This is a genomic window from Halotalea alkalilenta DSM 17697, assembly GCF_000621205.1.
In the GTDB taxonomy this organism is placed as follows: domain Bacteria; phylum Pseudomonadota; class Gammaproteobacteria; order Pseudomonadales; family Halomonadaceae; genus Halotalea; species Halotalea alkalilenta.
Window position 1 is genome coordinate 358,664 of sequence record NZ_KK211226.1, and the last position, 20,815, is coordinate 379,478.

Consider the following 20,815-nt stretch of genomic DNA (forward strand, 5'->3'; position numbering starts at 1 on the left):
ATGGACCATCCGGTCACCGACCGTCGCGACCCGCACACCAGCGGGCCAACCCGATGGCGCTTGACCCGAGACCCAAGCCAGGAAACCGGTTATGTCGCTGTGGCGCATCCTGCGTGAATTCTTCGATCGTCATCGTCGCACCTACGCGCTGGCAGTGCTCTGCCTGCTCGCGGTCGGGATTCTCAACCTGCTGCTGCCCTGGTGGGTCGGCAGGATCGTCGATGCGCTCGCCGCCGGCGAAATGGACCGCACCCGGCTGATCCATAGCGTGCTGGCGCTGCTCTTGGTCGGCGTCTCGATGTATGGACTGCGTTATCTTTGGCGGGTGCTGCTGTTCGGCACCGCCTACCGCCTGGGCGTAGAGCTGCGCGCGCAGTTCTACGCCAAGCTTTTGCGCCTCGACCCCGGCTTCTACCAGCGCCGCAGCAGCGGCGACCTGCTCGCCCGCGCGACCCAGGACATCGACGCCGTGGAGTTCGCCGCGGGCGAAGGGGTGCTGTCGAGCGTCGACGGCGCGATGACCCTGATGCTGGTGCTGGGAATGATGCTGATCAGCATCGACGCGCCCTTGACCCTGGTCGCGATCGTGCCGTTCCCGCTGATGGCGTGGGGTTTCTATCGTATCGCCAAGCGGGTGCAAGCCCGCTTCGGCGTCGCCCTGGAGCGCTTCTCGAGGCTCAACGAGCGTACCCAGGAGGCGTTCTCCGGCATCCGCACGCTGAAGAGCCATGCCTTGATCGAAGCGGAGATCGAGGACTTCGAGCATCGCGCCCGCGCCACCGCCGAGGCCGATTTCCAGGTCCAGCGGATGGAGGCGCGCTACGAGCCGGTGGTGTTCATCGCCCTCGCCTCGGCGACGCTCTTGACCTTGGTGGTCGGAAGCCTGCGGCTCGACGCGGGGGCGCTGACCCTCGGCGGCTTGACTAGCTTCACCCTCTACCTGGTGCAGCTGATCTGGCCGATGTTCGCGATCGGCTGGTGCTTGAACCTGCTCCAGCGCGGCGAGGCCGGAGCACGGCGGCTGTTCGACGTGTTCGACGAGACCGAGGCGGTCGCGGACCACGGGCAGATCACCCGGGTCGACGCGACCGAGCTCAGCGTCGAGATCGAACGCTTCGCCTATCCAGGGGATGCGCATCCCACGCTCGAGGGAATCTCGCTGCGCCTCGCACCGGGCCAGACCGTCGGCGTGGTCGGCCACACCGGCAGCGGCAAGAGCACCCTGCTCAAGCTGCTGATGCGCCAGTATCCGCTCGAACACGGGCGGATCACCCTCGGCGGAGAGCCGATCGAGGCCTACCGGCTGGATACGCTGCGCACCGCCTTCGCCTACGTGCCCCAGGACGCCTTCCTGTTCGCGGCCAGCCTCGCCGACAACCTGCGTCTCGGGCGTCCTGACGCGGACCAGCAGGCGCTTAACGCCGCGCTCGCGGCCGCGGCGTTCGAACATGACCTCAACGCGCTGCCGCAGGGGCTCGAGACACCGATCGGCGAACGCGGGGTGACGCTCTCGGGTGGCCAGCGCCAGCGGGTCGCGCTGGCGCGGGCGCTGCTCAAGGACGCGCCGATCCTGCTGCTCGACGACACCCTTTCAGCGGTCGACTACGCCACCGAGCGCCGCTTGCTGGCCACGCTGAACGAGGATCGAGGGCGGCGCACGCGACTGATCGTCAGCCACCGGCTGTCGGCGGTCGCCGCTGCCGACCAGATCCTGGTGCTCGACCAGGGCCGGGTGGTCGAGCGCGGCAGCCACGCCGAACTGCTCTCCATCGACGGCCTCTACGCTGCGCTCTGGCGCGAGCAGGCCGCCGCCCGCGAGCGTCATCCGCTGGAGGAGAGCCTGCGATGAACCGACGCCTGCGTACCCTGCTGCTGCAGCCACTGCTCGATCGCCCGCGCCAGCTGCTGATCGCCTTCGCCCTGCTGGTCGGTGCCACTGCGCTCGATGTCTGCGGGCCCTGGCTGACCCAGTACTACATCGATCGGCACCTGGTGCCCGGCGACTTCGCCATCGCCCCGCTGGCGCTCTTGGTGATCCTCTACATCTCGAGCCAGTGTCTCGCCGCGCTCGGGCGCTACCTGCAGACCCTGCGCTTCGCCCGGCTGGCGATCGAGGCGGTGCGCGAGCTGCGCAGCCGGATCTTCCGCCATCTCCTGCAGCAGCCCCAGAGCCGGCTCGACGCCACGCCGACCGGTGAGCTGATCAGCCGGGTGACCAGCGATACCGATGCGCTGCGCGAGCTCTACGTCGGCTTCCTCGCCTCGGTGCTGCAGAACCTGGTGCTGCTGATCGGCATCCTGGTCGCGATGACGCTGATGGACCCGCGGCTGACCGCCATCGCTGTCCTGCTGATCCCCGCGGGAATCGCGACGATCTGGGCCTACCAGCGGCTCTCGGTGGCCGCGGCGATGAAGGTCCGCCAGCTGCGCGCCGAACAGAGCGCACGGCTGGTCGATGCGGTGCAGGGGATCGCGGTGATCCAGGCCTATCGCCAGGGCCAGCGTTTTCTCGAGCGCTTCGATGCCATCGGCCAGCGCCAGTACACCGCAAGGATGCGCATGGTGCGGATCGGCTCGCTGCTGCTGCGCTCGGCGATCGATCTGCTCGGCATGCTGGTGCTGGCGGCGCTGCTGTTCGGCTATGGCATCACCCATATCGACAGCGGCGGCGATGCGATAGGTATCGGTGTGCTCTACGCCTTCATCACCTATCTTGGACGAGTATCCGAACCATTGATCGATATCTCGCAACGCTTCAATCTGTTCCAGCAGGCGAGCGTCGCTGGAACCCGGCTGCTCGACGTGCTCGATTGGCCGCTCGAGCGCCTCGGCGAGGACAAGGCGCCGATCGGGGATGCGCGAATCGAGCTCGAAGGGGTTCGCTTCCGCCACGATGGCGCGGCGAGCGACACGCTGCACGGCTTGGACGCGATGATTCCCGCCGGCGCGTTCATCGGTGTGGTCGGCGCCACCGGCAGCGGCAGCGGCAGCGGCAAGTCGACCCTGCTCGACCTGCTCTGTGGCTTGAAGCGCCCGACCGCCGGCCGAGTGACCATCGACGGCAGGCCGCTGGCGGAGATCGACCGCGCCACCCTCAGCGAAGCGGTGGCGGTGGTACCGCAAGAGCCGTTCCTGCGCTCGACCACGCTGCGCGACAACCTGCTGCTCGGCGGCGAGGCCAGCGAGGAGCGCCTTGAGCAGGCGCTGCGCGATGCCCGCCTGGCGACGCTGGTCGAACGCCTCCCCAAGGGGTTGGATACACCGCTCGGCGAGCGAGGGCTTTCGCTCTCCTCGGGTGAACGCCAGCTACTCGCGCTGGCCCGGGCGCTGCTGCGCCAGCCCCGCGTGCTGCTGCTTGACGAGGCCACCGCCAGCGTCGACAGCGCCACCGAATCGGAGCTGTCGAAGGCGCTGGACCTGCTGCGCGGCCGGGTGACCTTGGTGGTGGTCGCCCATCGCCTGGCGACGATCCGCGAGGCGGACCAGATCCTGGTGATGAATCAGGGCAGGATCGAGGAGCGCGGTACCCATGAGGAGCTGCTCGCGCGTCCCGAAGGCGCCTACCGCGCCCTGTGGCGCTCTGCCGCGCAGGGCGCGGATGCGATCGGATGAGACCCCAGCGGGCGAAAATTGGGTCATTTTGAACGCGGGCTAGTGGAACGCCTGCAAACATACGTTATCGTATGTTTCTTGCAAACGAGCGCCCCTCTTTCATACCGGAGAAAGGATGACCACGCTCTTCACCGTCGATGATCAAGCGCCCTCCCGCTCGCGGATCCGTATCTGCGTCGAGTGCGATCTCGTCAGCGACGTACCGCCGCTCTCCGCCGGCGAGCGTTCGCGCTGCCCGCGCTGTGGTCATCGGCTGGCGACTCGCATGTTCACGCCGATCGACCACACCCTGGCCTACGCGATCGCGGCGGTGATCATGCTCGCGCTGTCGCTGAGCTTCTCGTTCATCTCGTTCTCCTCGACCGGCATCGAGCAGAGCATGCATCTGGTCGATGCGATCACCGTCACCCTCGAGCAGCGCTATGGGTTCCTCTCCTTCTGCTTCCTGGTCGGCGTGCTGGCCCTGCCATTCGTCTACCTGATGCTGGTGATCTACCTGCACGTCAGCCTGGCACTCGACCATCGTCCGCCCGGCGGGGTCTACATCGCCAGGAGCCTCTCGCGCATGCAGCCATGGGTGATGGCCGACATCTTCATCGTCGGCGTACTGGTCAGCCTGGTGAAGATCATGTCGCTCGCGACGATCGGCTTCGGTCCGGCGTTCTGGGCGTTCTGCATCTTCTCGCTGCTGCTGCTCACCACCACCCAGAGCGTCGACCGCGATTGGCTGTTCAAGCGGATGTGCGGGCCGATCCTCACCCCTGAACCGGAACCCGGCCGCGGCGCGCTGGCCCAGGGGTTCACCAGCTGCCACGCCTGCGGCCAGCCAGGCCAGGTCGACGAACACGGCAAGGGGCGCTGCCGGCGCTGCGGCGAGGCGCTGCACGCGCGCACCAAGCGCAGCGTCCAGCTCACCCTGGCGCTGGTGATCACCTCGTTCATTTTCTACATCCCATCGATGGCGCTGCCGGTGATGATCATCACCCAGTTCGGCCATCCCGAACCGCAGACGATCATCGGCGGCGTGCTGCTGCTGCTCTCGCATGGGGACTATCCGGTGGCACTGGTGATCTTCTTCGCCAGCGTCATGGTGCCGGTGGCGAAGGTCATGGCACTTACGTGGCTGTGCCGGAAGACCCGCAAGCCGGAGCCCTTCCGCCCCGGTCCGCGGATGAAGCTCTACCGCCTCACCGAATTCATCGGCCGCTGGTCGATGATCGACGTCTTCGTCGTCACCGTGCTCGCGGCGATGGTCCAGCTCGGTAATCTGATGAACATCGTTCCCGGCCATGGCGTGGTCGCTTTCGGCCTGGTGGTGGTGGTCACCATGATCGCTGCGATGTGCTTCGATCCCAGGCTGTTGTGGGATGCTGTCGACCCGCAGCAGACCAGCCAGCGCCATGTCGCTACCCGGGCAGCCAGGCTGTCGCCCGCCCCTCCATCCTCAGGACAGGAAGTCACCCGATGAGCGACTCCGCTCCCAAGGCGCGCATCAAACGTCTCAGCGACTACATCTCGCCGGTCTGGTTCGTGCCGCTGCTCGCGGCACTGATCGGGCTGTGGATGCTGATCCATACCCTCTCCCAGCGCGGGCCGGAGGTCACGCTGACGATCCAGAACGCCGATGGGATCGAGGCCGGCACCAGGATTCGCGCCCGCAGCGTGGAGGTCGGGCAGGTCGAGTCGGTGGAACTCTCGGACGATGCCTCCCACGCGGTGATGAAGGCGCGGATGACCCCCGATGCCGCGCGCCTGCTCGGCGACGACGCCCAGTTCTGGGTGGTCAAGCCGCGGATCGGCCGCGATGGCATCAGCGGGCTCGGCACGGTGCTCTCGGGCGCCTACATCGAGCTGCAGCCGGATACCAGTGGAGAAGGAGACAAAGACGAGTTCCAGGTACTCGACCAGCCACCGGTCGCGCCCTCGGATGCAGCGGGCCTGCGCATTCGTCTCGACAGCAAAAACGGCAACGCGCTGAGCGTCGGCGACCCGGTGGTGTTCCAGGGCTATACCGTCGGCAGGGTGGAGGCTTCTAACTTCGACGCCGAGCAGCGCGTCGTCCATTACGACCTCTATATCTTCAGCAACTATACGTCGCTGGTGACCGCCAATACCCATTTCTGGGTGACTTCGGGCGTCAACTTCGACATCACCTCGGAGGGGGTCAACCTCAACGTCGGCTCCCTCGAGACGCTGATCAGCGGCGGGGTGACCTTCGACGTCGCCGAAGGCGTCGATCCTGGCGAGCCGGTCGAAGACGGCGCCGCCTTCGACCTGTTCTCCAACGAAGAGCAGGCGAGCCTCGGCAGCTACAACCAGTATCTCGAGTACGTGCTGCTGCTCGACGACTCGATCCGTGGACTCAGCGCCGGCGCACCGGTCGAATACCGCGGCGTGCGGGTAGGCACGGTCGAGGCGCTGCCGTGGCGGATCAACCGCCTGGCCGACAACCACCTGAGCGGCTTCCGCATACCGGTACTGATCCGGATCGAGCCGCAGCGGCTGCAGCCGGTGGTCACTGCCGAGGACCTCGAGCGCACCCGCGGCGTATTCGCGCGGATGATCAACAACGGCATGCGTGCGTCGCTGGCGACCGCCAACCTGGTCACCGGTGCGCTCTACATCGACCTCGACTTCGTCGGCAGCGCTGACGACGGTTCGACGCAGGTGGCGAACTTCGAGGGCAAGCCGGTGTTCCCGAGCACCCAGAGCGGCTTCGGCCAGGTCACCGGAAAAGTCTCGGCGCTGCTCGACAAGGTCAACCAGCTCGATATCGAGAACACCATCACCAACCTCAACGCGACCCTGGGCAGCTCCAATGCCCTGGTCCAGCAGCTCAACACCACCACGGAAGGGCTGAACCAGCTGCTCAACGATCCGGCGATGCGCTCGCTGCCAAGCGACGTCCAGTCGTCGCTCCAAGCGATCGAGCACACGCTCCAGGGCTTCGACCCGCAGGCTCCGGCCTATCGCGACCTGCGCGCGACGATCCAGCAGCTCGACCAGCTGCTGCGCAGCCTGCAACCCGCGGCGAGAACGATCAGCGACAAGCCCAATTCGCTGATCTTCAACCGCGGCCAGATCGACGACCCGCAACCGAGGGCACGCCAATGACCGCTCCGCTTTCCGCCCATTCGCTGCGCGCGTGCGCAGGCATCGCCCTGCTCGCCCTGCTCGCCGGCTGCGGCGGCGATTCCACTACGCTGCGCTACTACAGCCTGCCGGAGTACAGCGCACCGCCCCCCGCGCCTTCCGCCGTGCTGCCGCCGCGGGCGGAGCCGCAGAGCCTGTCGGTAGCACCGGTGGTGCTCTCGACCTACCTGCGCGGCAGCGGGATCGTCTACCAGCTGAGCCCGGTGGAATACAGCGAGGCCCAGGCCAACCTCTGGGCCGGGGATCTCTCCGAGCAGCTGACCCGGTCCTTGCGCGAGCAGCTGGCCAATCGACTGCCCGGCCATCAGCTGCTGCCGGCGAATGCCAGCGGCCAGGCCGAGCAGCGGCTCGAAGTGGAACTCGACCAGTTCCAGGGCCGCTACGATGGAGAGGCCGTGATCCAAGGCCGCTACCAGCTCTACGACGACCAGCAGCGGCTACTGGTCGAGCGTCCCCTCGCGCTCACCGTGCCGCTCGCCGACGACGGCTATCCGGCGCTGGTCGAGGCGCTGGGCGCCGGCTGGAAGAGCGCCGGCGAGCAGATCGCCACCACCATCATGCGTCAATCCGCACCCAACTCGCCGGTGACCCGGGAGATCGAGCCGCGCATGGAGTATCCACCGCAGCAGCCGCCGGCCCGGCAGGCCCCGGGCTCGCAGGACTGAGCGAGAAAAGCTGATCGAGCAGAACTAACCAAGAAAGACCGATAGCAAGGCACGCCGTGGCGCAGTCCCGGCGTGCCTTGCCTGTGCCTCCTTTCCCCCTTCAAGCCTCCAGCTGTCACGCTTCCTTAATCAACGCTCATTAGGGTGGATCGCGCTCCTTCGGGATATCCATCGGAACGTTCAAGGAAGCGCCATGCACGCCGCACCCAAAGCGACATCTGCCCGCCGTCACCTGCTGCCGCTCGTCACCGCCGTCTGCCTGCTCGGCACCACCCCTGCCTGGGCTGCGACGGAAATCCAGTTCTGGCATGCGATGACCGGAGAGCTTGCGGACAAGATCGACGCGATCGCCCGCGACTTCAACGCAAGTCAGCCGGACTACGTGGTCGAACCCTCCTACCGGGGCAACTACAGTGAAACCATGACCGGGGCGATCGCCGCCTTCCGCGCAGGCCAGGCGCCGACCATCGTGCAGATCTTCGAGGTCGGCACGGCGACGATGATGGCCGCCCGTGGCGCCACCGAGCCGGTCTACCAGCTGATGGAGCAGTCGAACCAGCCCTTCGATCCGAGCGCCTACCTGCCCGCGGTGACCGGCTACTACTCGAGCGCCGATGGCCAGATGCTGTCGATGCCGTTCAACTCCTCGACGCCGGTGCTCTACGTCAATCGCACGATCCTCGACCAGGCGGGGGTCGATGAGGTACCGCGTACCTGGGAAGCGCTCGGCGATGCGCTCCAGCGAGTGATCGACTCGGGTGCCGCGCGCTGCGGCCTCACCACCACCTGGCCTTCGTGGATCCAGCTCGAGAACTACGCTGCGCGACACGACCTGCCGTTCGCTACCGAAGCCAACGGCTTCGCTGGGCTGGATACCCGGCTTGCATTCGACACCCCGGAAATCGCCGCCCACCTCCAGCGCCTGGTCGACTGGCAGCAGGACGGCCGATTCCGCTACGGCGGACGGGTCGACGATGCGATGCCGATGTTCTACAGCGGCCAATGCGCGATGATCACCGCCTCCTCGGCCTCGCTGGCCGGGATCCGCGCCAACGCCCAGGCCTTCGACTTCGAGGTGGCGCCGCTGCCGTGGTCCACCACCGCGCTCGAACACCAAGGTCGCGAGCAGCCGCTCAACACCATCATCGGCGGCGCATCGCTTTGGGTGATGGCGGGCAAGAGCGCGGAGGAGAACGCTGCCGCGGCGAGCTTCTTCCACTACCTATCATCGCCCGAGGTGCAGGCCGACTGGCACCAGTTCTCCGGCTATCTGCCGATCACCGAGGCCGCGTACGAGCTGACCCGCGAATCCGGCTTCTACGAGCAGCACCCCGGAACCGGCACGGCGATCGAGCAGCTCACCTCGAGCGAGCCGAGCGACAATTCGCGCGGGCTGCGGCTCGGCAACATGGTCCAGGTCCGCGATGTGATCGAAGAGGAGCTCGAACGCGTATTCAGCGGCGCCCAGACCGTGCAGGAGGGGCTCGATAACGCAGTGCGCCGCGGTAACCAGCTGCTCGAGCGCTTCCAGCGCGCCAACGGCTGAGCCCCAGCGAGATGACCACGTTCCAACGCCACCGCTTCACTCCCTGGCTGCTGCTCGCGCCACAGCTTGTGGTCATCGCCGTGTTCTTCTTCTGGCCGGCGAGCCAGGCGCTTTACCAGTCGCTCTACGTCCAGGACCCGTTCGGCCTCAGCGCCACCTTCGCCGGGCTGGACAACTTCATCCAGGTACTGGTCGACCCAGAGTATCGCCGCGCACTCGGCGTAACGGTGGTGTTCAGCGCTTCGGTGGCCCTGCTGGCGCTCTCGGTCGCGCTCCTGCTCGCGGTGCTCGCTGATCGGGTGGTCAAGGGCGCGCGCGGCTATCGCACCCTGCTGGTATGGCCGTATGCGGTCGCGCCGGCGGTCGCCGGCGTACTGTGGATGTTCCTGTTCGATCCTACCCTGGGGGTGCTCAGCGCCATGCTCGGCACGCTCGGCGTGGACTGGAACCACCGGCTCGACGGCGGCCAAGCGCTGGCGCTGGTGATCATCGCCTCGGTGTGGAAGCAGGTCAGCTACAACTTCGTATTCTTCCTCGCAGGCCTCCAGGCGATTCCCAAGAGCCTGCTCGAAGCCGCGGCGATCGACGCCGCGGGCCCCTGGAAACGGTTCTGGACGATCACCTTCCCGCTGCTCTCGCCGACCACCTTCTTCCTGCTGGTGATGAACACGACCTACGCCTTCTTCGATACCTTCGGCACCATCGACGCCACCACCGGCGGTGGCCCGGGCGGGGCGACGCGAACGCTGATCTACAAGGTGTTCGAGGATGGCTTCGTCGGTTACGACCTGGGCGCAAGTGCTGCGCAGTCGGTGATCCTGATGCTGTTGGTAGGTGCGCTGACGCTGGTCCAGTTCCGCTACATCGAACGCAAGGTGCACTACTGATGCGCTACCGTCGCCCCGGCCTCGACCTGCTCAGCCACGCCCTGCTGCTACTCTCGATCGCGATGTTCCTGTTCCCGGTATGGATGGCGCTGACCGCCGCCACCCATACCCGCGCCGAGCTCTATACCGGCATCGCGCCGCTGTGGTTCGGCGGTGAAGGCATCGACAACTTCATCGCCGTGCTGAGAGATCCGGTCGGCCGGCTCGGGGTCAGCGTCTCCCAGCTGCTGTTCAACTCGCTGGTGATGGCGCTCGGTATCGCGGTGGGCAAGATCGTGATCGCGATCCTCGCCGCCTATGCGGTGGTGTTCTTCCGCTTTCGGGGGCGGATGCTGTGCTTCTGGGCGATCTTCGTCACCCTGATGCTGCCGGTCGAGGTGCGGATCATGCCGACCTACCAGGTGGTCTCCGATCTCGGCCTGCTCAACTCCTACGCCGGCCTGATCCTGCCGCTGATCGCCAGTGCCACCGCCACCTTCCTGTTCCGCCAGTTCTACCTCACCGTGCCGCCGGAGCTGCTCGAGGCGGCACGGGTCGACGGCGCCGGGCCGTGGAAGTTCCTTTGCGACATCCTGCTGCCGCTGTCGAAGACCAACGTCGCCGCGCTGTTCGTGATCATGTTCCTCTACGGCTGGAACCAGTATCTATGGCCTTTGATGATCACCACCGATACCGCCTATACCACCGCGGTGGTCAGCCTCAAGCAGATGGCCACCGGGGGCGACAACCTGGTGCCCTGGCAGACGGTGATGGCCACTGCGCTGCTGGCCCTGCTACCGCCGGTGGCGGTGATCGTCACGATGCAGCGCTATTTCGTCAAAGGGCTGGTGGACAGCGAGAAATGAGCACCCTCCATCACCGACGCCAAGGAAACGAGCCATGGCCACCCTGACTCTCGATGCACTGAACAAGCGCTACCCCAACGGCAACGCCGCGCTCCTCGGTATCGACCTCAGCGTCGAGGACGGCGAGATGATCGTCATCGTCGGCCCCTCGGGCTGCGGCAAGTCGACCTTGCTGCGCTGCCTGGCGGGGCTCGAAACGATCAGCGAGGGGGAGCTCAAGATCGATGGCGAGCGGGTCAACGAGCGCGAGCCGGCGGAGCGCGACATCGCGATGGTGTTCCAGAACTACGCGCTCTATCCGCATATGAGCGTGGCCGAGAACATGGCCTATGCGCTGAAGAATCGAGGCGTGCCCAAGCCCGCGCGCGAAGCCAAGGTACGCGAGACCGCGCGGGTGCTCGGGCTCGAAGCCCTGCTCGACCGGCGCCCTCGTCAGCTCTCCGGCGGCCAGCGCCAGCGGGTGGCGATGGGCCGGGCGATCGTACGCGAACCCAAGGTGTTCTTGTTCGACGAGCCGCTCTCCAACCTCGATGCCGCGCTCAGGGTGCAGATGCGCCTGGAGATCCGCCGGCTGCAAAAGCGGCTGGGCACCACCGCGATCTACGTCACCCATGACCAGGTGGAGGCGATGACGCTGGCGGACCGGCTGGTGGTGATGAACGCAGGCCGAGTCGAGCAGATCGGCACGCCGATGACGCTCTATCAGCGCCCGGCGACTCGCTTCGTCGCCGGATTCATCGGCTCTCCAGCGATGAACTTCCTGCCCCTGGAGCAGGGCGCCGCAGGCTGGCGGCTACCCGGCGGCGCATGCCTGGAGCTCGAAGGGTTCGAAGGGCGGCCGAGCAGTCTCGGGGTGAGGCCGGAACATCTGCGCGAAAGCGACGCTGAGACGGCACTGTTCGATGTCCGGGTCGAGCTGATCGAGCCGCTCGGCGCCGATACCCTGGCCTACTGCCGGCTCGATGGCACCGCCACGCCGCTGGTGGTGCGACTCGACGGCGCGCGGCAGCTGGATGAAGGCGAGCGCCTGCGCCTCGACGCCGGAATCGACCGACTGCACCTGTTCGATGCCGAAGGACGACGCCTCGAGCGCCGCTCTCTCGATCACGGCAGGGCGCCGCTGCTCCCGCTCAGCGCCAGCCTTTGAGCGCGAGAGCGGCGCCTACTCTTCCACCCACCAGTCGAGGTGATGGCTGGCGCCGCCGCCATAGAAAGCGGCGAGGTGGTCGAAGCTCTGCCTGAGCTCGTCATCGAGCCGCCACGGTGGGTTGAACAGCAGCATGCCGGAGCCGTACATGCCGCGCCCCTTGCCGGGATCGCGATAGCGCAGTTCGCTGCGCAACAGCTTGCGCAGCCCGGTCGCCCGGCTCGCCTCGAGCAGTTCGAGATGGCGCTCCTCCGGCAGCAGCGGATACCAGATCGCGACCACCGCATGGCGCGCCTTGGCGCCGATCTTGCCGAGGGTTTCGGCGACGGTCAGATAGTCACGCTTGATCTCGTAGGAGGGGTCGATCAGCACGCACAGTCGTGGCGTCGGCACCGGCAAATGCTTGACCACCGCCTCGAGTCCATCGGCGAAGTGCCGCCGCGCAGCGACTGGCAGCCCGCCCGCGGCGACGCTCAGGTCGTCGAGATGGGCGTATTCACGCGGGTGCAGCTCATAGAGCTCGAGGCGATCGCCCTCGCGCATCATTTGCGCGAACCACCAGGGCGAGCCCGGGTAGCATTCGAGTTTCATCCGTGGATTGAGCAGATCGAGCGCGGCGAGCCAATCATCGAGCAGCTCGTCGTCCTGGAGACGGTCGCGCGCCTGCCATAGCGGCAGCACCCCGTCGCGGTACTCGCCACCGCGCTGCGTCTCCGCGGCATCGAGCGGGTAGAGCCCGCGCCCGGCGTGGGTATCGACGAAGGTGATCGACGAGGTCTTGGCGGTCATCTGGCGCGAAAGCGCGAACAGCGTCAGGTGCTTGTGGACGTCGGCAATGTTGCCTGCGTGATAGGCATGCTGGTAGGCGAGCACGTCGGGCTCCAAGGGCGCCTCACGCGCCGTGAAAAGGGGCTGATGGAACACGCCAAGGCCAGGAGCGCCGGCGCCGGCGGGCGAGGCAGCGCCTCGCCCGCCTCGACGTTCAGTTACCGATGGTCTGGGTCGGCACGCTCTGGGTCGGTACCGACTGGCCCGGCGTGTACTGTCCCGGTGTGCTCTGCCCCGGTACGTACTGCTGGCCCGGCGAGCCCTGGCCCGGCACGTACTGCTGCGGGGTGATCTGGCCCTGGATCACCTGGTTCGAGTAGTTCGGCGGAATCAGGGTGATGGTCACCCGGCGGTTCTGCTGGCGCCCCTCTTCGCTATCGTTGCTGGCGACGAAGTTCGACGCGCCGTGGCCGGTCATGGTCAGGCGATTGAACGCGATCCCACCGCGGGCGAGATAGTCACCGACCGCCTGGGCGCGCAGCTGGGAGAGCTGCTGGTTGTAGGAAGCCCGACCGGTGGAGTCGGTGTAGCCGTCGATCTGGATGCCGGTATCGGGAAAGTCGCGCAGCACGTTGACCACGCTGTCCATCGCCGGCCCGATCGAGCTCGAGAGCTGGCTCGAGTCATGCGCGAAGAGGATCGCGCTGGGCATGTTGAGCTGCAGTTGGTCGGCGGTACGGGTCACCTGGATGCCGCTGCCACGGGTGGTCTGGCGCAGCTGCTCCTCCTGGCGGTCCATGTAGGCACCGACGCCGGCGCCAAGCACCGAGCCCGCGGCCGCGCCGATCACCGCGCCGCTGGTGTGGCCGCCGGTGGCGAGCCCGATCGCAGTGCCCGCGCCGGCACCGATCAGCGCTCCGCTACCGGTATTGTTGCTGACCCGCTGGCCGGTGTAGGGATCATTGGTCGAGCAGCCGGCCAGTCCCACGGCGGCGGCCAGCGGCAGTGCCAGCCAGAAACGCTTGTTCATCGCATCCTTCCTTCTCTTGGCAGTGCCGGACACCAGGTCATTCGAGCGGTACTCGAGCGGACTCACACAGTGCCAGCAGGTCGTTCAAGAATAGCAGACCCCGTGGGCTCGCCTTGATCCTCCCGGGGTCCTCGGCCAGCAGCGTCATCGACCGCGCCCGCGCAGTCTGGGCGGCGAGGCGCGCGTTGGATAGACCCGTGCGCGCCTGCCAGAGTTCAAGCGGCACCCCCTCGACCAGGCGCAGCGCGTTCATCAGGAACTCGAGCCCGATCTCGTCGCGCTCGATCTGCCGTTGGCCGGCGACGAAGCCGCGCGGGTCGCAGCGGCGCTTGAGATAGGACTCAGGCTGGCGGCTCTTCCAGCGGCGCGTCACGGTGAGTTCGCCATCGGCGTCGCGTCGGCTCAGCTTGCCATGGGCACCGGCGCCGATGCCGAGATAGTCGCCGAAACGCCAGTAGTTGAGGTTGTGCCGCGCGCGCCGGTCCACGCCACCGGCGCGCGCATAGGCGGAAATTTCGTAGCGCTCGAGGCCTGCGGCTTCGAGCCGCGCATGGCCTTCGTCCTGGATGTCGAACAGCGTCTCCTCCTCCGGCAGCCGGGGGGGATGGGAGAAGAACTCGGTGTTCGGCTCGAGCGTCAGCTGGTACCAGGACAGATGCTCGGGCGAAAGCGAAAGGGCGCGCTCGATGTCGGCCAGCGCCCCTTCGACCGACTGCCCCGGCAGGCCATGCATCAGGTCGAGGTTGAAGTTGTAAAACCCCGCCGCGCGCGCCGCCTCGACCGCGCGCTCGGCGTCGTCGCCCGAGTGGATGCGGCCGAGCTCGGCGAGCAGCGCATCGTCGAAGCTCTGGATGCCCAGCGACAGGCGATTGATCCCAGCCTGACGATAGCCCTCGAAGCGCGTGCGCTCGACGGTGCCAGGGTTGGCCTCGAGAGTGATCTCGATCCCCGGCTCGAAGCCGAGCCGGGCCTCGCAGGCCTCGAGCAGCCGGACATAGGCGTCCGGCGACAGCAGGCTCGGCGTACCGCCGCCGATGAAGATGCTGCGCAGCGCCCGCGGCTCGATCAGCGCCAGGTCCTGATCGAGATCCTCGATCAAGGCCTCGACGTACTCGGCTTCAGGCAGCACCGCACCGTGCCCGACCCCGTGGGAGTTGAAGTCGCAGTAAGGACACTTGCGCACGCACCACGGCACATGGACGTAAAGTGCGAGCGGCGGCAGCGCCGCGCGGGCGGTCATCACAGCGCCTTGAGCGACTCGAGCAGCGCCGCCACCGCGCGACCGCGATGGCTCAAGCGGTTCTTCTCGCCAGCGCTCAGCTCCGCCGCGCTTGCACCCTGGTCCGGCAGCCAGAACAGCGAATCATAGCCGAACCCACCCTCGCCCCTCGGCAGCGAGAGGATCTCACCGCGCCAGTCGCGCTGGATCACCAGCGGTGCCGGGTCCTCGGCGTGGCGCAGGTAGACCAGCGCACACCAGTAGCGCGCCTGGCGCTGGCCCTCGGGCACGTCCTTGAGCGCATCGAGCAGCTTGGCGTTGTTGGCGCCATCGTCGGAAGGCTCGCCCGCGTAGCGCGCCGAATAGATCCCCGGCGCACCGTCGAGCACATCGACGGCGAGGCCGGAATCATCGGCCAGCGCCGCCCGACCGCTCGCCTTGGCTGCCGCACGCGCCTTGAGCAGCGCGTTCTCGACGAAGGTCAGCCCGGTCTCCTCGACATCGAGGACGCCGTGGTCGGCCTGGGACGACAGTGAAAATCCAAGCGGCGAAAGCAACGCCTGGAATTCGCGCAGCTTGCCCGGGTTGGCGCTTGCCAGCACCAGTTCGCGTGATGACATCGCGGCGGTTCTCCGTGGGGAATGTCTTGCGGCGAGAAATTCGTTCGCCATGGCGGCGGCCCATTGTAAGCCCTGCCTGGGCGAACGCCAGCGCTAGCCTGCCCGCGGGTGCGCAAGCAAGCCATTCCACCATCATCGCAGCCGTCGCCGTCATCGCTCGCCACCGCGTAGAACCCATTCTCGAGCCTAGGAGGCCAGCACCTCGCGCACTCGCTCCGGGGTGAACGGCGGGGCGCGGAAATGGCGGCCTGTGGCGTCGAACAGCGCGTTGGCGATCGCCGGGGCCACCGGCAGCGAGGCGCTTTCGCCGACCCCCAGCGGTGGCTCGTCGGGGCGCTCGAGCAGATGGACCTCGAACGCCGGTAGCTCACTGAAATCGAGGATCGGATAACCTCCCCACTCGAGGCTCTCGGCGCCCAGGGAGCCGAACTGGACGCGCTCCTTGAGCGTGCGTCCCAGCGCCTGGATCAGATTACCGTGGACCTGGTGGCGCACGCCGGCGGGGTTGACCATCTGCCCCGCGTCTTGGACCAGCACCACGCGCTCGACGCGGACTTCGCCGCTATCGAGCGCCACCGCGAGCTCGACCACCGCGGCCGCCATCGCGGCACCGAAGCCGGGGAAACGGCTGTGCACGTAGTGCGCGTAAGCGAGGCCCCGCCCGCGCACCCAGCGCCCGACCGCCTCATCGCGACGCGCGGGATCGGGACCGGCACGGCGCGGCTGCCAGCCGGCGCGGGCGCCGAGCTCGGCAAGCAGCGTACGGGCGCGCCCACCGATCAGGTAGTCGAGGCGAAACGCCAGCGGATCACGCCCAGCAAGATAGGCGAGCTCGTCGATGAAAGATTCATGGGCGAACACATTGGGCAACGCCGAGACGCCGCGAAGCCACGCCGAGCGCACGATCGGCGCCATGTCCTCGCAGGCGGTGCCGAGGTGCTCGATGGCGTATGGCGGCACCGCACTGCGATCGCCCATCTCGAACACCCGCGGCTCGGCGGGCTCGCGCCCGGTGAGCAGCAGCGCCAGGGTCGGCGCATCGTTGGAGGGGTAGCGGATGACCAGGTCGTAGACCAAAGCGCCACTGGCGAGCCGGCCGCCGCTGACCTCGATCAGCTGGGCGGCTCCCTTCGGCTCCCAGCCGTGTTCGTCGGAACGGCTCAGCTGCACCCGCACCGGGCGCCCCACCGCGCGGGAGAGCAGCGCCGCATCGGCGCAGACGTCATCGGCGCCGTTGCGCCCATAGCAGCCCGAGGCCTCCAGCCGCTTGATCGCGATCGCGCTTTCATCGAGCCCGCACAGGCGCGACAGGTCGGCGCGCAGGCTGTGCGGATTCTGGCTGCCCGACCACAGCGCCAGTCGCGTGCCCTCGCTCGATTCGCGCCAGTCGGCGACTGCGCAGGAGGGGCCTATCGAGGCATGCAGCTGATAGGGCCATAGATAAGTGCGCGACAGCGGCGCGTCGAGCTGCGCCATCGCAGCCTCGACGTCGCCCTCGCGCTTGAGCGTGCGATGGGTTGAGGGCGCGTCACGCAGGGTCACCGCGAGCGCGCGATCGAGATTGGGCAACGGCGGCGGAACCCGCCAGCGGCACGCCAGCCGCTTGGCGGCGAGGATCGCCTGCTCTTCGCGCTCGGCGACCACACCGACGAAATCGCCCTCGACCACCACCGCGACCACGCCCTCGATCTCATCGATCGAGGCGCGGTCGACCTCGATCAGGCTGCGTCCGATGAAGGCGCCGCCATCGCGGCCGACGTAGGGCGGGCGCACCACTCGGCCATGGAGCATGCCCGGCAGGCGCAGGTCATGCACGAACAGGGTTTCGCCGAACACCTTGGCCGGGATGTCGACCCGTGGCATCGCCCGGCCCACCACCCGATAGGCGCTGGCAGGCTTCGGCACCACCGACTCGTCCAGCTCGAGCAGCGCGCGGCGCCCGCGCAGCAGCTCGGCATAATCGAGCCAACCGCCGTCGGGGGCCATGACCACCCCCACCTCGGTCACCAGCGTCTCGACCGGCGCCTCGAGCCGCTCGGCCGCGAACTCGAGCAGCGCACGCCGCGCCTGGGCAGCCGCGATGCGCAGCGGCCTCGCGGCGATCTGGATCGTCGCGCTGGCGATGGTCGGACCCTGGTTGGGCACCTCGTCGGGGTCGCCGAGCACCATGTCGATCCGGGAGAAATCGACCTCCAGCTCCTCGGCGACGATCTGCGCCAGCGCGGTACGGATGCCGGTGCCCAGGTCGACGTGGCCATTGAATGCCAGCACCCGGCCGTCGTCGAACAGCGCGACGAACGGCTCCGGCTCGCACGGCACGTAGCTCGAACGGCTGCCCGGCTGCCCGGGCGCGGGGACGGGAGGTGCCGCGGGGTTACGATAGACGCAAAGCACGCCATCGGCGTCGAACAGCCGGGCGCGGTCGACCCTGGGATTGCGTGAGGCGGTTGAAAAAGCGCTCAAGGAGGCTCCTCCATGGGTCAGCCGGATTGGCGAGGAATCATGATTCGACTGCCCGGGTTCCACGGGCGCGGACCATCAGCGGGTTGATCGCAGCAGCGCCGAGAATCTCATCGATACTGCGTTTTGTCTGCGAAGGTTGCGTACCCAAGCCCTGCCCACGGCTTGGGAACCATCACAGTCATTTGTTATTAAATGAGAAATCCCCAGCCATCCAGAGCCGGCAGGCTTACTTGGTGTCGTTGTCCTGGCTGAAATACAATGTGTACACGCTAGTTCTTGTTTCACCCCTTTCGGCGGACCACCCCATGACCGAGGCCCACCGCTCTTCGCTCGGCAGCTGTCCTGCTGATCAGGACTACGATTTCCACGAGCAAGTCGGCCATCTGCTGCGCAAGGCCTACCAGCGCCACACCGCGATCTTCCAGCGCGAAAGCTGCGACCCACAGCTGACTTCGATCCAGTTCGTCACCCTCTGCACGTTGAGCGAACAGGGCCCACGCTCGTTGGCGGAGATCGTCCGCGCCACGGCGATCGATCCCGCCACCATTCGCGGCGTGATCAAACGGCTCCAGGCTCGCGCTCTGGTCGAGCTCTCCAAGGATGAACTCGACCAGCGCAAAGTGATCGTCAGCGTCACCCCCGAAGGCGAGCGATTGGTGGCAGAGATGGTGCCCCACGCCAAGCGGATCACCGACCTGACCTTCGGGACGCTCAATCACGCCGAGCGAGTAGCGCTACTGATGCTGCTCGAGAAGATGAACGAGAGCGGGGGCTGATCCCCTCGCATGCTTTCGAGCGGGTTCAGCGATTGACCAGCTTGGGCGGCAGCCAGAGCACGATCAGGCAGCTCAGCAGCAGGCAAGCCGCGAAGAACCAGATCGCGAACCTCGCGCTGCCGGTGAGGTCGAGCATGAATCCCATCAACGAGTTGCTGATCAGGCCCGCGATATTGGCCACCGAGATCGCCAGGGCGAAGCCGGTCGCGGCCGCGGTGCCCTTGAGGAAGGTGCCCGGCAGGCTGAAGAACACCGGGATCGCGCCGAAGATCGCGAGCGAGGCAAGCGAGAACAGCGCGACGGTGGCGACCAGCTGGTGGGTGAAGAAGGTGCTGGCGAACATGCTGAACGCGCCGATGATGAAGGGCACGATGATGTGCCAGCGCCGCTCGCGGAAGTGATCCGAACTGAACCCGATCGCCAGCATGCCGAGGACGCCCGCGATGCTCGGGATCGCGGTGAGCACGCCGATATGGAAGGTGTCGGAGACCCCCGTGTCGCGGATGAAGCTCGGCAGCCAGAAGCCGAGCGCGTAGGCCGAAAGCAGGATCGAGAAATCGATGCCACCGAGCAGCCAGACCCTGAGGCTCAGGAAGGCATCCTTGAATGAATGCCTGCCCTCGCCGAGCTCATCGTTGTCATCCTCGAGCCGACGCTGGAGCAGCGCTTTCTGCTCGGCGTCGAGCCAGCGCGCGTCGCTGATGCCGTTGGGCAGCCAAAACAGCGTCACCACGCCGAGCACCACTGTCGGCAAGGCCTCGAGCAGGAACAGCCACTGCCAGCCGGCGAGGCCGTAGCTGCCGTCGAAGAAGTGCATGATTCCCCCCGACAGCGGCCCACCGATTACGCTGGAAAGCGGTAGCCCGATGATGAACAGCGCCATCACCTTGCCGCGCCGGTAGGAGGGGAACCAGCAGGTCAGGTAGTAGAGCACCCCAGGCAGGAAACCCGCCTCGGCGAAACCGAGCAGAAAGCGCAGGGTATAGAAGTGCCAGGGCTCGGTGACCAGCATGGTCATCCCCGAGATGATGCCCCAGGTGACCATGATCCGGGCGATCCAAAGCTTCGCACCGACCCGCGCCAGGATCAGGTTGCTCGGCACTTCGAAGAGGATGTAGCCGACGAAGAACAGCCCCGCGCCGAAACCGTAGATCGAAGCGCTGAAGCCAAGGTCGCTCTCCATCGTCAGGCGCGCGAACCCGACGTTGATCCGGTCGAGGTAGGACATCAGGTAGCAGATGCACAGAAACGGTACCAGCCGCCAGGCGACGCGGCGGTAGAGCGATTGCTCCTGAAGGGTCGCGGCGGGCTGCGCCCGACCGTCGAGCGTTGCGTGGGACATGGAAAGGATTCCTCGCTAGCGACTGCTTTTGATTGTTGACGCTACAGGGACCATGGAGCAATTAACGGGCCTCGCAATCTCGGCCCAGCGATCCGATGTATTCGAGGGTCTCGTCCAGCGAGACGACGTCGCCGTACTTGCTGTCGATGTCGAACAGGTTGGCTTCATGGGGAGCCTGATGCCGATCACCGACGCACTCGCGCACCACCGCGACCCGGAAGCCGTACTGGACCCCGTCGACCGCGGTGGCGCGAATGCAGCCACTGGTCGAGCAGCCGGCGATGACCAGGGTATCGACCCCCAGCGCCACCAGGGTGGAGGCCAGAGAAGTGCCGAAGAAAGCGCTGGCGTACTGCTTGACGATCACCAACTCGCCCGCCGCTGGTGCGACACCCTGGCAAAACTCGGCGAGAGGATTGCCCTCGACCATCGCCTTCATCACCGGCGCCTTCTTGACCCACAGACCGCCGTCGAGAAAGCCCTCGGGCTGGTAGCGGATCGTGGTGTGCACCACCGGAAGGTACGCGTTACGGGCGGCCTCGAGCAACCGCGGCGCCGCCGCCACCGCCTCGACCACACCAGGGGCGTAGAGCGGCGCACCAAAGGTGACGTAGGCGTTGAGAAAATCCACCACCAGCAGCGCCGGCCGCGTGCCGAAGCCGATCCGACTATCCCAAACGCCCTTGTAGTTGTCGACGCAGTTGTCGATCGTGTCGTTCATCGATCCTTCCTCCTCATCACC

16 protein-coding genes and 1 pseudogene are annotated in these 20,815 nt (G+C 66.9%); 10 read left to right on the forward strand and 7 right to left on the reverse strand.

The genetic code is table 11. The features are described from left to right. Positions 1-91 precede the first annotated feature (91 nt). The 9 genes from Q376_RS22310 to Q376_RS22330 all read left to right on the forward strand — a co-directional run bounded on the left by Q376_RS22310 (position 92) and on the right by Q376_RS22330 (position 11,855). A complete protein-coding gene (locus Q376_RS22310) occupies positions 92-1,849 on the forward strand; it encodes an ABC transporter ATP-binding protein (RefSeq protein WP_043447334.1) in 1,758 nt (585 codons plus the stop codon). Then, complete coding sequence (locus Q376_RS22315) at positions 1,846-3,612, forward strand: ABC transporter ATP-binding protein (RefSeq protein WP_043447337.1); 1,767 nt, start codon at positions 1,846-1,848, stop codon at positions 3,610-3,612. Before Q376_RS22310 ends, Q376_RS22315 begins: the two co-directional genes overlap by 4 nt. A 115-nt stretch (positions 3,613-3,727) precedes the next feature. Then, the gene (locus Q376_RS22320) at positions 3,728-5,080 is read left to right on the forward strand and encodes a paraquat-inducible protein A (protein ID WP_052365140.1); all 1,353 of its coding nucleotides are present in this window, start codon (positions 3,728-3,730) and stop codon (positions 5,078-5,080) included. Next, the gene (gene pqiB / locus Q376_RS0110910; protein ID WP_027350341.1) at positions 5,077-6,726 is read left to right on the forward strand and encodes an intermembrane transport protein PqiB; all 1,650 of its coding nucleotides are present in this window, start codon (positions 5,077-5,079) and stop codon (positions 6,724-6,726) included. The genes Q376_RS22320 and pqiB overlap by 4 nt, the downstream gene beginning before the upstream one ends. After that, positions 6,723-7,430 (forward strand): PqiC family protein, encoded by a 708-nt coding sequence (locus Q376_RS22325; protein WP_052365141.1) that lies wholly within the window; start codon positions 6,723-6,725, stop codon positions 7,428-7,430. The genes pqiB and Q376_RS22325 overlap by 4 nt, the downstream gene beginning before the upstream one ends. Before the next feature lie 193 nt (positions 7,431-7,623). Further along, positions 7,624-8,976 (forward strand): sn-glycerol-3-phosphate ABC transporter substrate-binding protein UgpB, encoded by a 1,353-nt coding sequence (ugpB, locus tag Q376_RS0110920; RefSeq protein WP_052365142.1) that lies wholly within the window; start codon positions 7,624-7,626, stop codon positions 8,974-8,976. 11 nt (positions 8,977-8,987) lie between these two features. After that, positions 8,988-9,863: a sn-glycerol-3-phosphate ABC transporter permease UgpA gene (gene ugpA, locus Q376_RS0110925; protein WP_027350343.1), complete on the forward strand. Its 876-nt coding sequence runs from the start codon at positions 8,988-8,990 to the stop codon at positions 9,861-9,863. Further along, positions 9,863-10,708 carry a sn-glycerol-3-phosphate ABC transporter permease UgpE gene (gene ugpE / locus Q376_RS0110930; RefSeq protein ID WP_027350344.1) on the forward strand — a complete coding sequence of 282 codons (846 nt, stop codon included), beginning with the start codon at positions 9,863-9,865 and terminating at the stop codon, positions 10,706-10,708. The genes ugpA and ugpE overlap by 1 nt, the downstream gene beginning before the upstream one ends. Before the next feature lie 34 nt (positions 10,709-10,742). Beyond that, a complete protein-coding gene (locus Q376_RS22330) occupies positions 10,743-11,855 on the forward strand; it encodes a sn-glycerol-3-phosphate import ATP-binding protein UgpC (protein ID WP_052365143.1) in 1,113 nt (370 codons plus the stop codon). Between the two features lie 15 nt (positions 11,856-11,870). On the opposite strand, the gene Q376_RS0110940 is transcribed toward Q376_RS22330, so the two are convergent. The 5 genes and pseudogenes from Q376_RS0110940 to Q376_RS0110960 all read right to left on the reverse strand — a co-directional run bounded on the left by Q376_RS0110940 (position 11,871) and on the right by Q376_RS0110960 (position 17,955). Next, positions 11,871-12,728 carry a 23S rRNA (adenine(2030)-N(6))-methyltransferase RlmJ gene (locus Q376_RS0110940; protein ID WP_027350345.1) on the reverse strand — a complete coding sequence of 286 codons (858 nt, stop codon included), beginning with the start codon at positions 12,726-12,728 and terminating at the stop codon, positions 11,871-11,873. 280 nt (positions 12,729-13,008) lie between these two features. After that, positions 13,009-13,653 (reverse strand): annotated as a pseudogene (locus Q376_RS22335) (YiaD family glycine zipper/OmpA-like lipoprotein); the annotation flags it as partial. A 37-nt stretch (positions 13,654-13,690) separates the two neighbouring features. Next, entirely contained in the window at positions 13,691-14,893 is a 1,203-nt protein-coding gene (gene hemW, locus Q376_RS0110950; protein ID WP_027350346.1) for a radical SAM family heme chaperone HemW, read from the reverse strand. Then, positions 14,893-15,492: an RdgB/HAM1 family non-canonical purine NTP pyrophosphatase gene (gene rdgB / locus Q376_RS0110955; RefSeq protein ID WP_027350347.1), complete on the reverse strand. Its 600-nt coding sequence runs from the start codon at positions 15,490-15,492 to the stop codon at positions 14,893-14,895. Before rdgB ends, hemW begins: the two co-directional genes overlap by 1 nt. A 186-nt stretch (positions 15,493-15,678) precedes the next feature. Then, positions 15,679-17,955 (reverse strand): xanthine dehydrogenase family protein molybdopterin-binding subunit, encoded by a 2,277-nt coding sequence (locus Q376_RS0110960; RefSeq protein ID WP_245598938.1) that lies wholly within the window; start codon positions 17,953-17,955, stop codon positions 15,679-15,681. Between the two features lie 305 nt (positions 17,956-18,260). On the opposite strand from Q376_RS0110960, the gene Q376_RS0110965 reads away from it, so the two are divergent. Further along, positions 18,261-18,731: a MarR family winged helix-turn-helix transcriptional regulator gene (locus Q376_RS0110965; RefSeq protein ID WP_027350349.1), complete on the forward strand. Its 471-nt coding sequence runs from the start codon at positions 18,261-18,263 to the stop codon at positions 18,729-18,731. A 25-nt stretch (positions 18,732-18,756) separates the two neighbouring features. Here the strand turns inward: Q376_RS0110965 and Q376_RS0110970 are convergent, their stop codons facing one another. Further along, complete coding sequence (locus Q376_RS0110970) at positions 18,757-20,073, reverse strand: MFS transporter (RefSeq protein ID WP_027350350.1); 1,317 nt, start codon at positions 20,071-20,073, stop codon at positions 18,757-18,759. A gap of 61 nt (positions 20,074-20,134) precedes the next feature. Beyond that, the gene (locus tag Q376_RS0110975; RefSeq protein ID WP_027350351.1) at positions 20,135-20,794 is read right to left on the reverse strand and encodes an N-carbamoylsarcosine amidohydrolase; all 660 of its coding nucleotides are present in this window, start codon (positions 20,792-20,794) and stop codon (positions 20,135-20,137) included. Between the last annotated feature and the right edge of the window lie 21 nt (positions 20,795-20,815).

What these genes read in the sequence shown, in the direction of transcription:
- ugpE (WP_027350344.1), top strand. Translation starts at nt 9,863, where the DNA reads ATGCGCTACCGTCGCCCCGGCCTCGACCTGCTCAGCCACGCCCTGCTG.
- hemW (WP_027350346.1), bottom strand. Translation starts at nt 14,893, where the DNA reads ATGACCGCCCGCGCGGCGCTGCCGCCGCTCGCACTTTACGTCCATGTG.
- rdgB (WP_027350347.1), bottom strand. Translation starts at nt 15,492, where the DNA reads ATGTCATCACGCGAACTGGTGCTGGCAAGCGCCAACCCGGGCAAGCTG.
- Q376_RS22315 (WP_043447337.1), top strand. Translation starts at nt 1,846, where the DNA reads ATGAACCGACGCCTGCGTACCCTGCTGCTGCAGCCACTGCTCGATCGC.
- Q376_RS22310 (WP_043447334.1), top strand. Translation starts at nt 92, where the DNA reads ATGTCGCTGTGGCGCATCCTGCGTGAATTCTTCGATCGTCATCGTCGC.
- ugpA (WP_027350343.1), top strand. Translation starts at nt 8,988, where the DNA reads ATGACCACGTTCCAACGCCACCGCTTCACTCCCTGGCTGCTGCTCGCG.
- Q376_RS22320 (WP_052365140.1), top strand. Translation starts at nt 3,728, where the DNA reads ATGACCACGCTCTTCACCGTCGATGATCAAGCGCCCTCCCGCTCGCGG.
- Q376_RS0110975 (WP_027350351.1), bottom strand. Translation starts at nt 20,794, where the DNA reads ATGAACGACACGATCGACAACTGCGTCGACAACTACAAGGGCGTTTGG.
- Q376_RS0110970 (WP_027350350.1), bottom strand. Translation starts at nt 20,073, where the DNA reads ATGTCCCACGCAACGCTCGACGGTCGGGCGCAGCCCGCCGCGACCCTT.
- pqiB (WP_027350341.1), top strand. Translation starts at nt 5,077, where the DNA reads ATGAGCGACTCCGCTCCCAAGGCGCGCATCAAACGTCTCAGCGACTAC.
- Q376_RS22330 (WP_052365143.1), top strand. Translation starts at nt 10,743, where the DNA reads ATGGCCACCCTGACTCTCGATGCACTGAACAAGCGCTACCCCAACGGC.
- ugpB (WP_052365142.1), top strand. Translation starts at nt 7,624, where the DNA reads ATGCACGCCGCACCCAAAGCGACATCTGCCCGCCGTCACCTGCTGCCG.
- Q376_RS0110965 (WP_027350349.1), top strand. Translation starts at nt 18,261, where the DNA reads ATGACCGAGGCCCACCGCTCTTCGCTCGGCAGCTGTCCTGCTGATCAG.
- Q376_RS22325 (WP_052365141.1), top strand. Translation starts at nt 6,723, where the DNA reads ATGACCGCTCCGCTTTCCGCCCATTCGCTGCGCGCGTGCGCAGGCATC.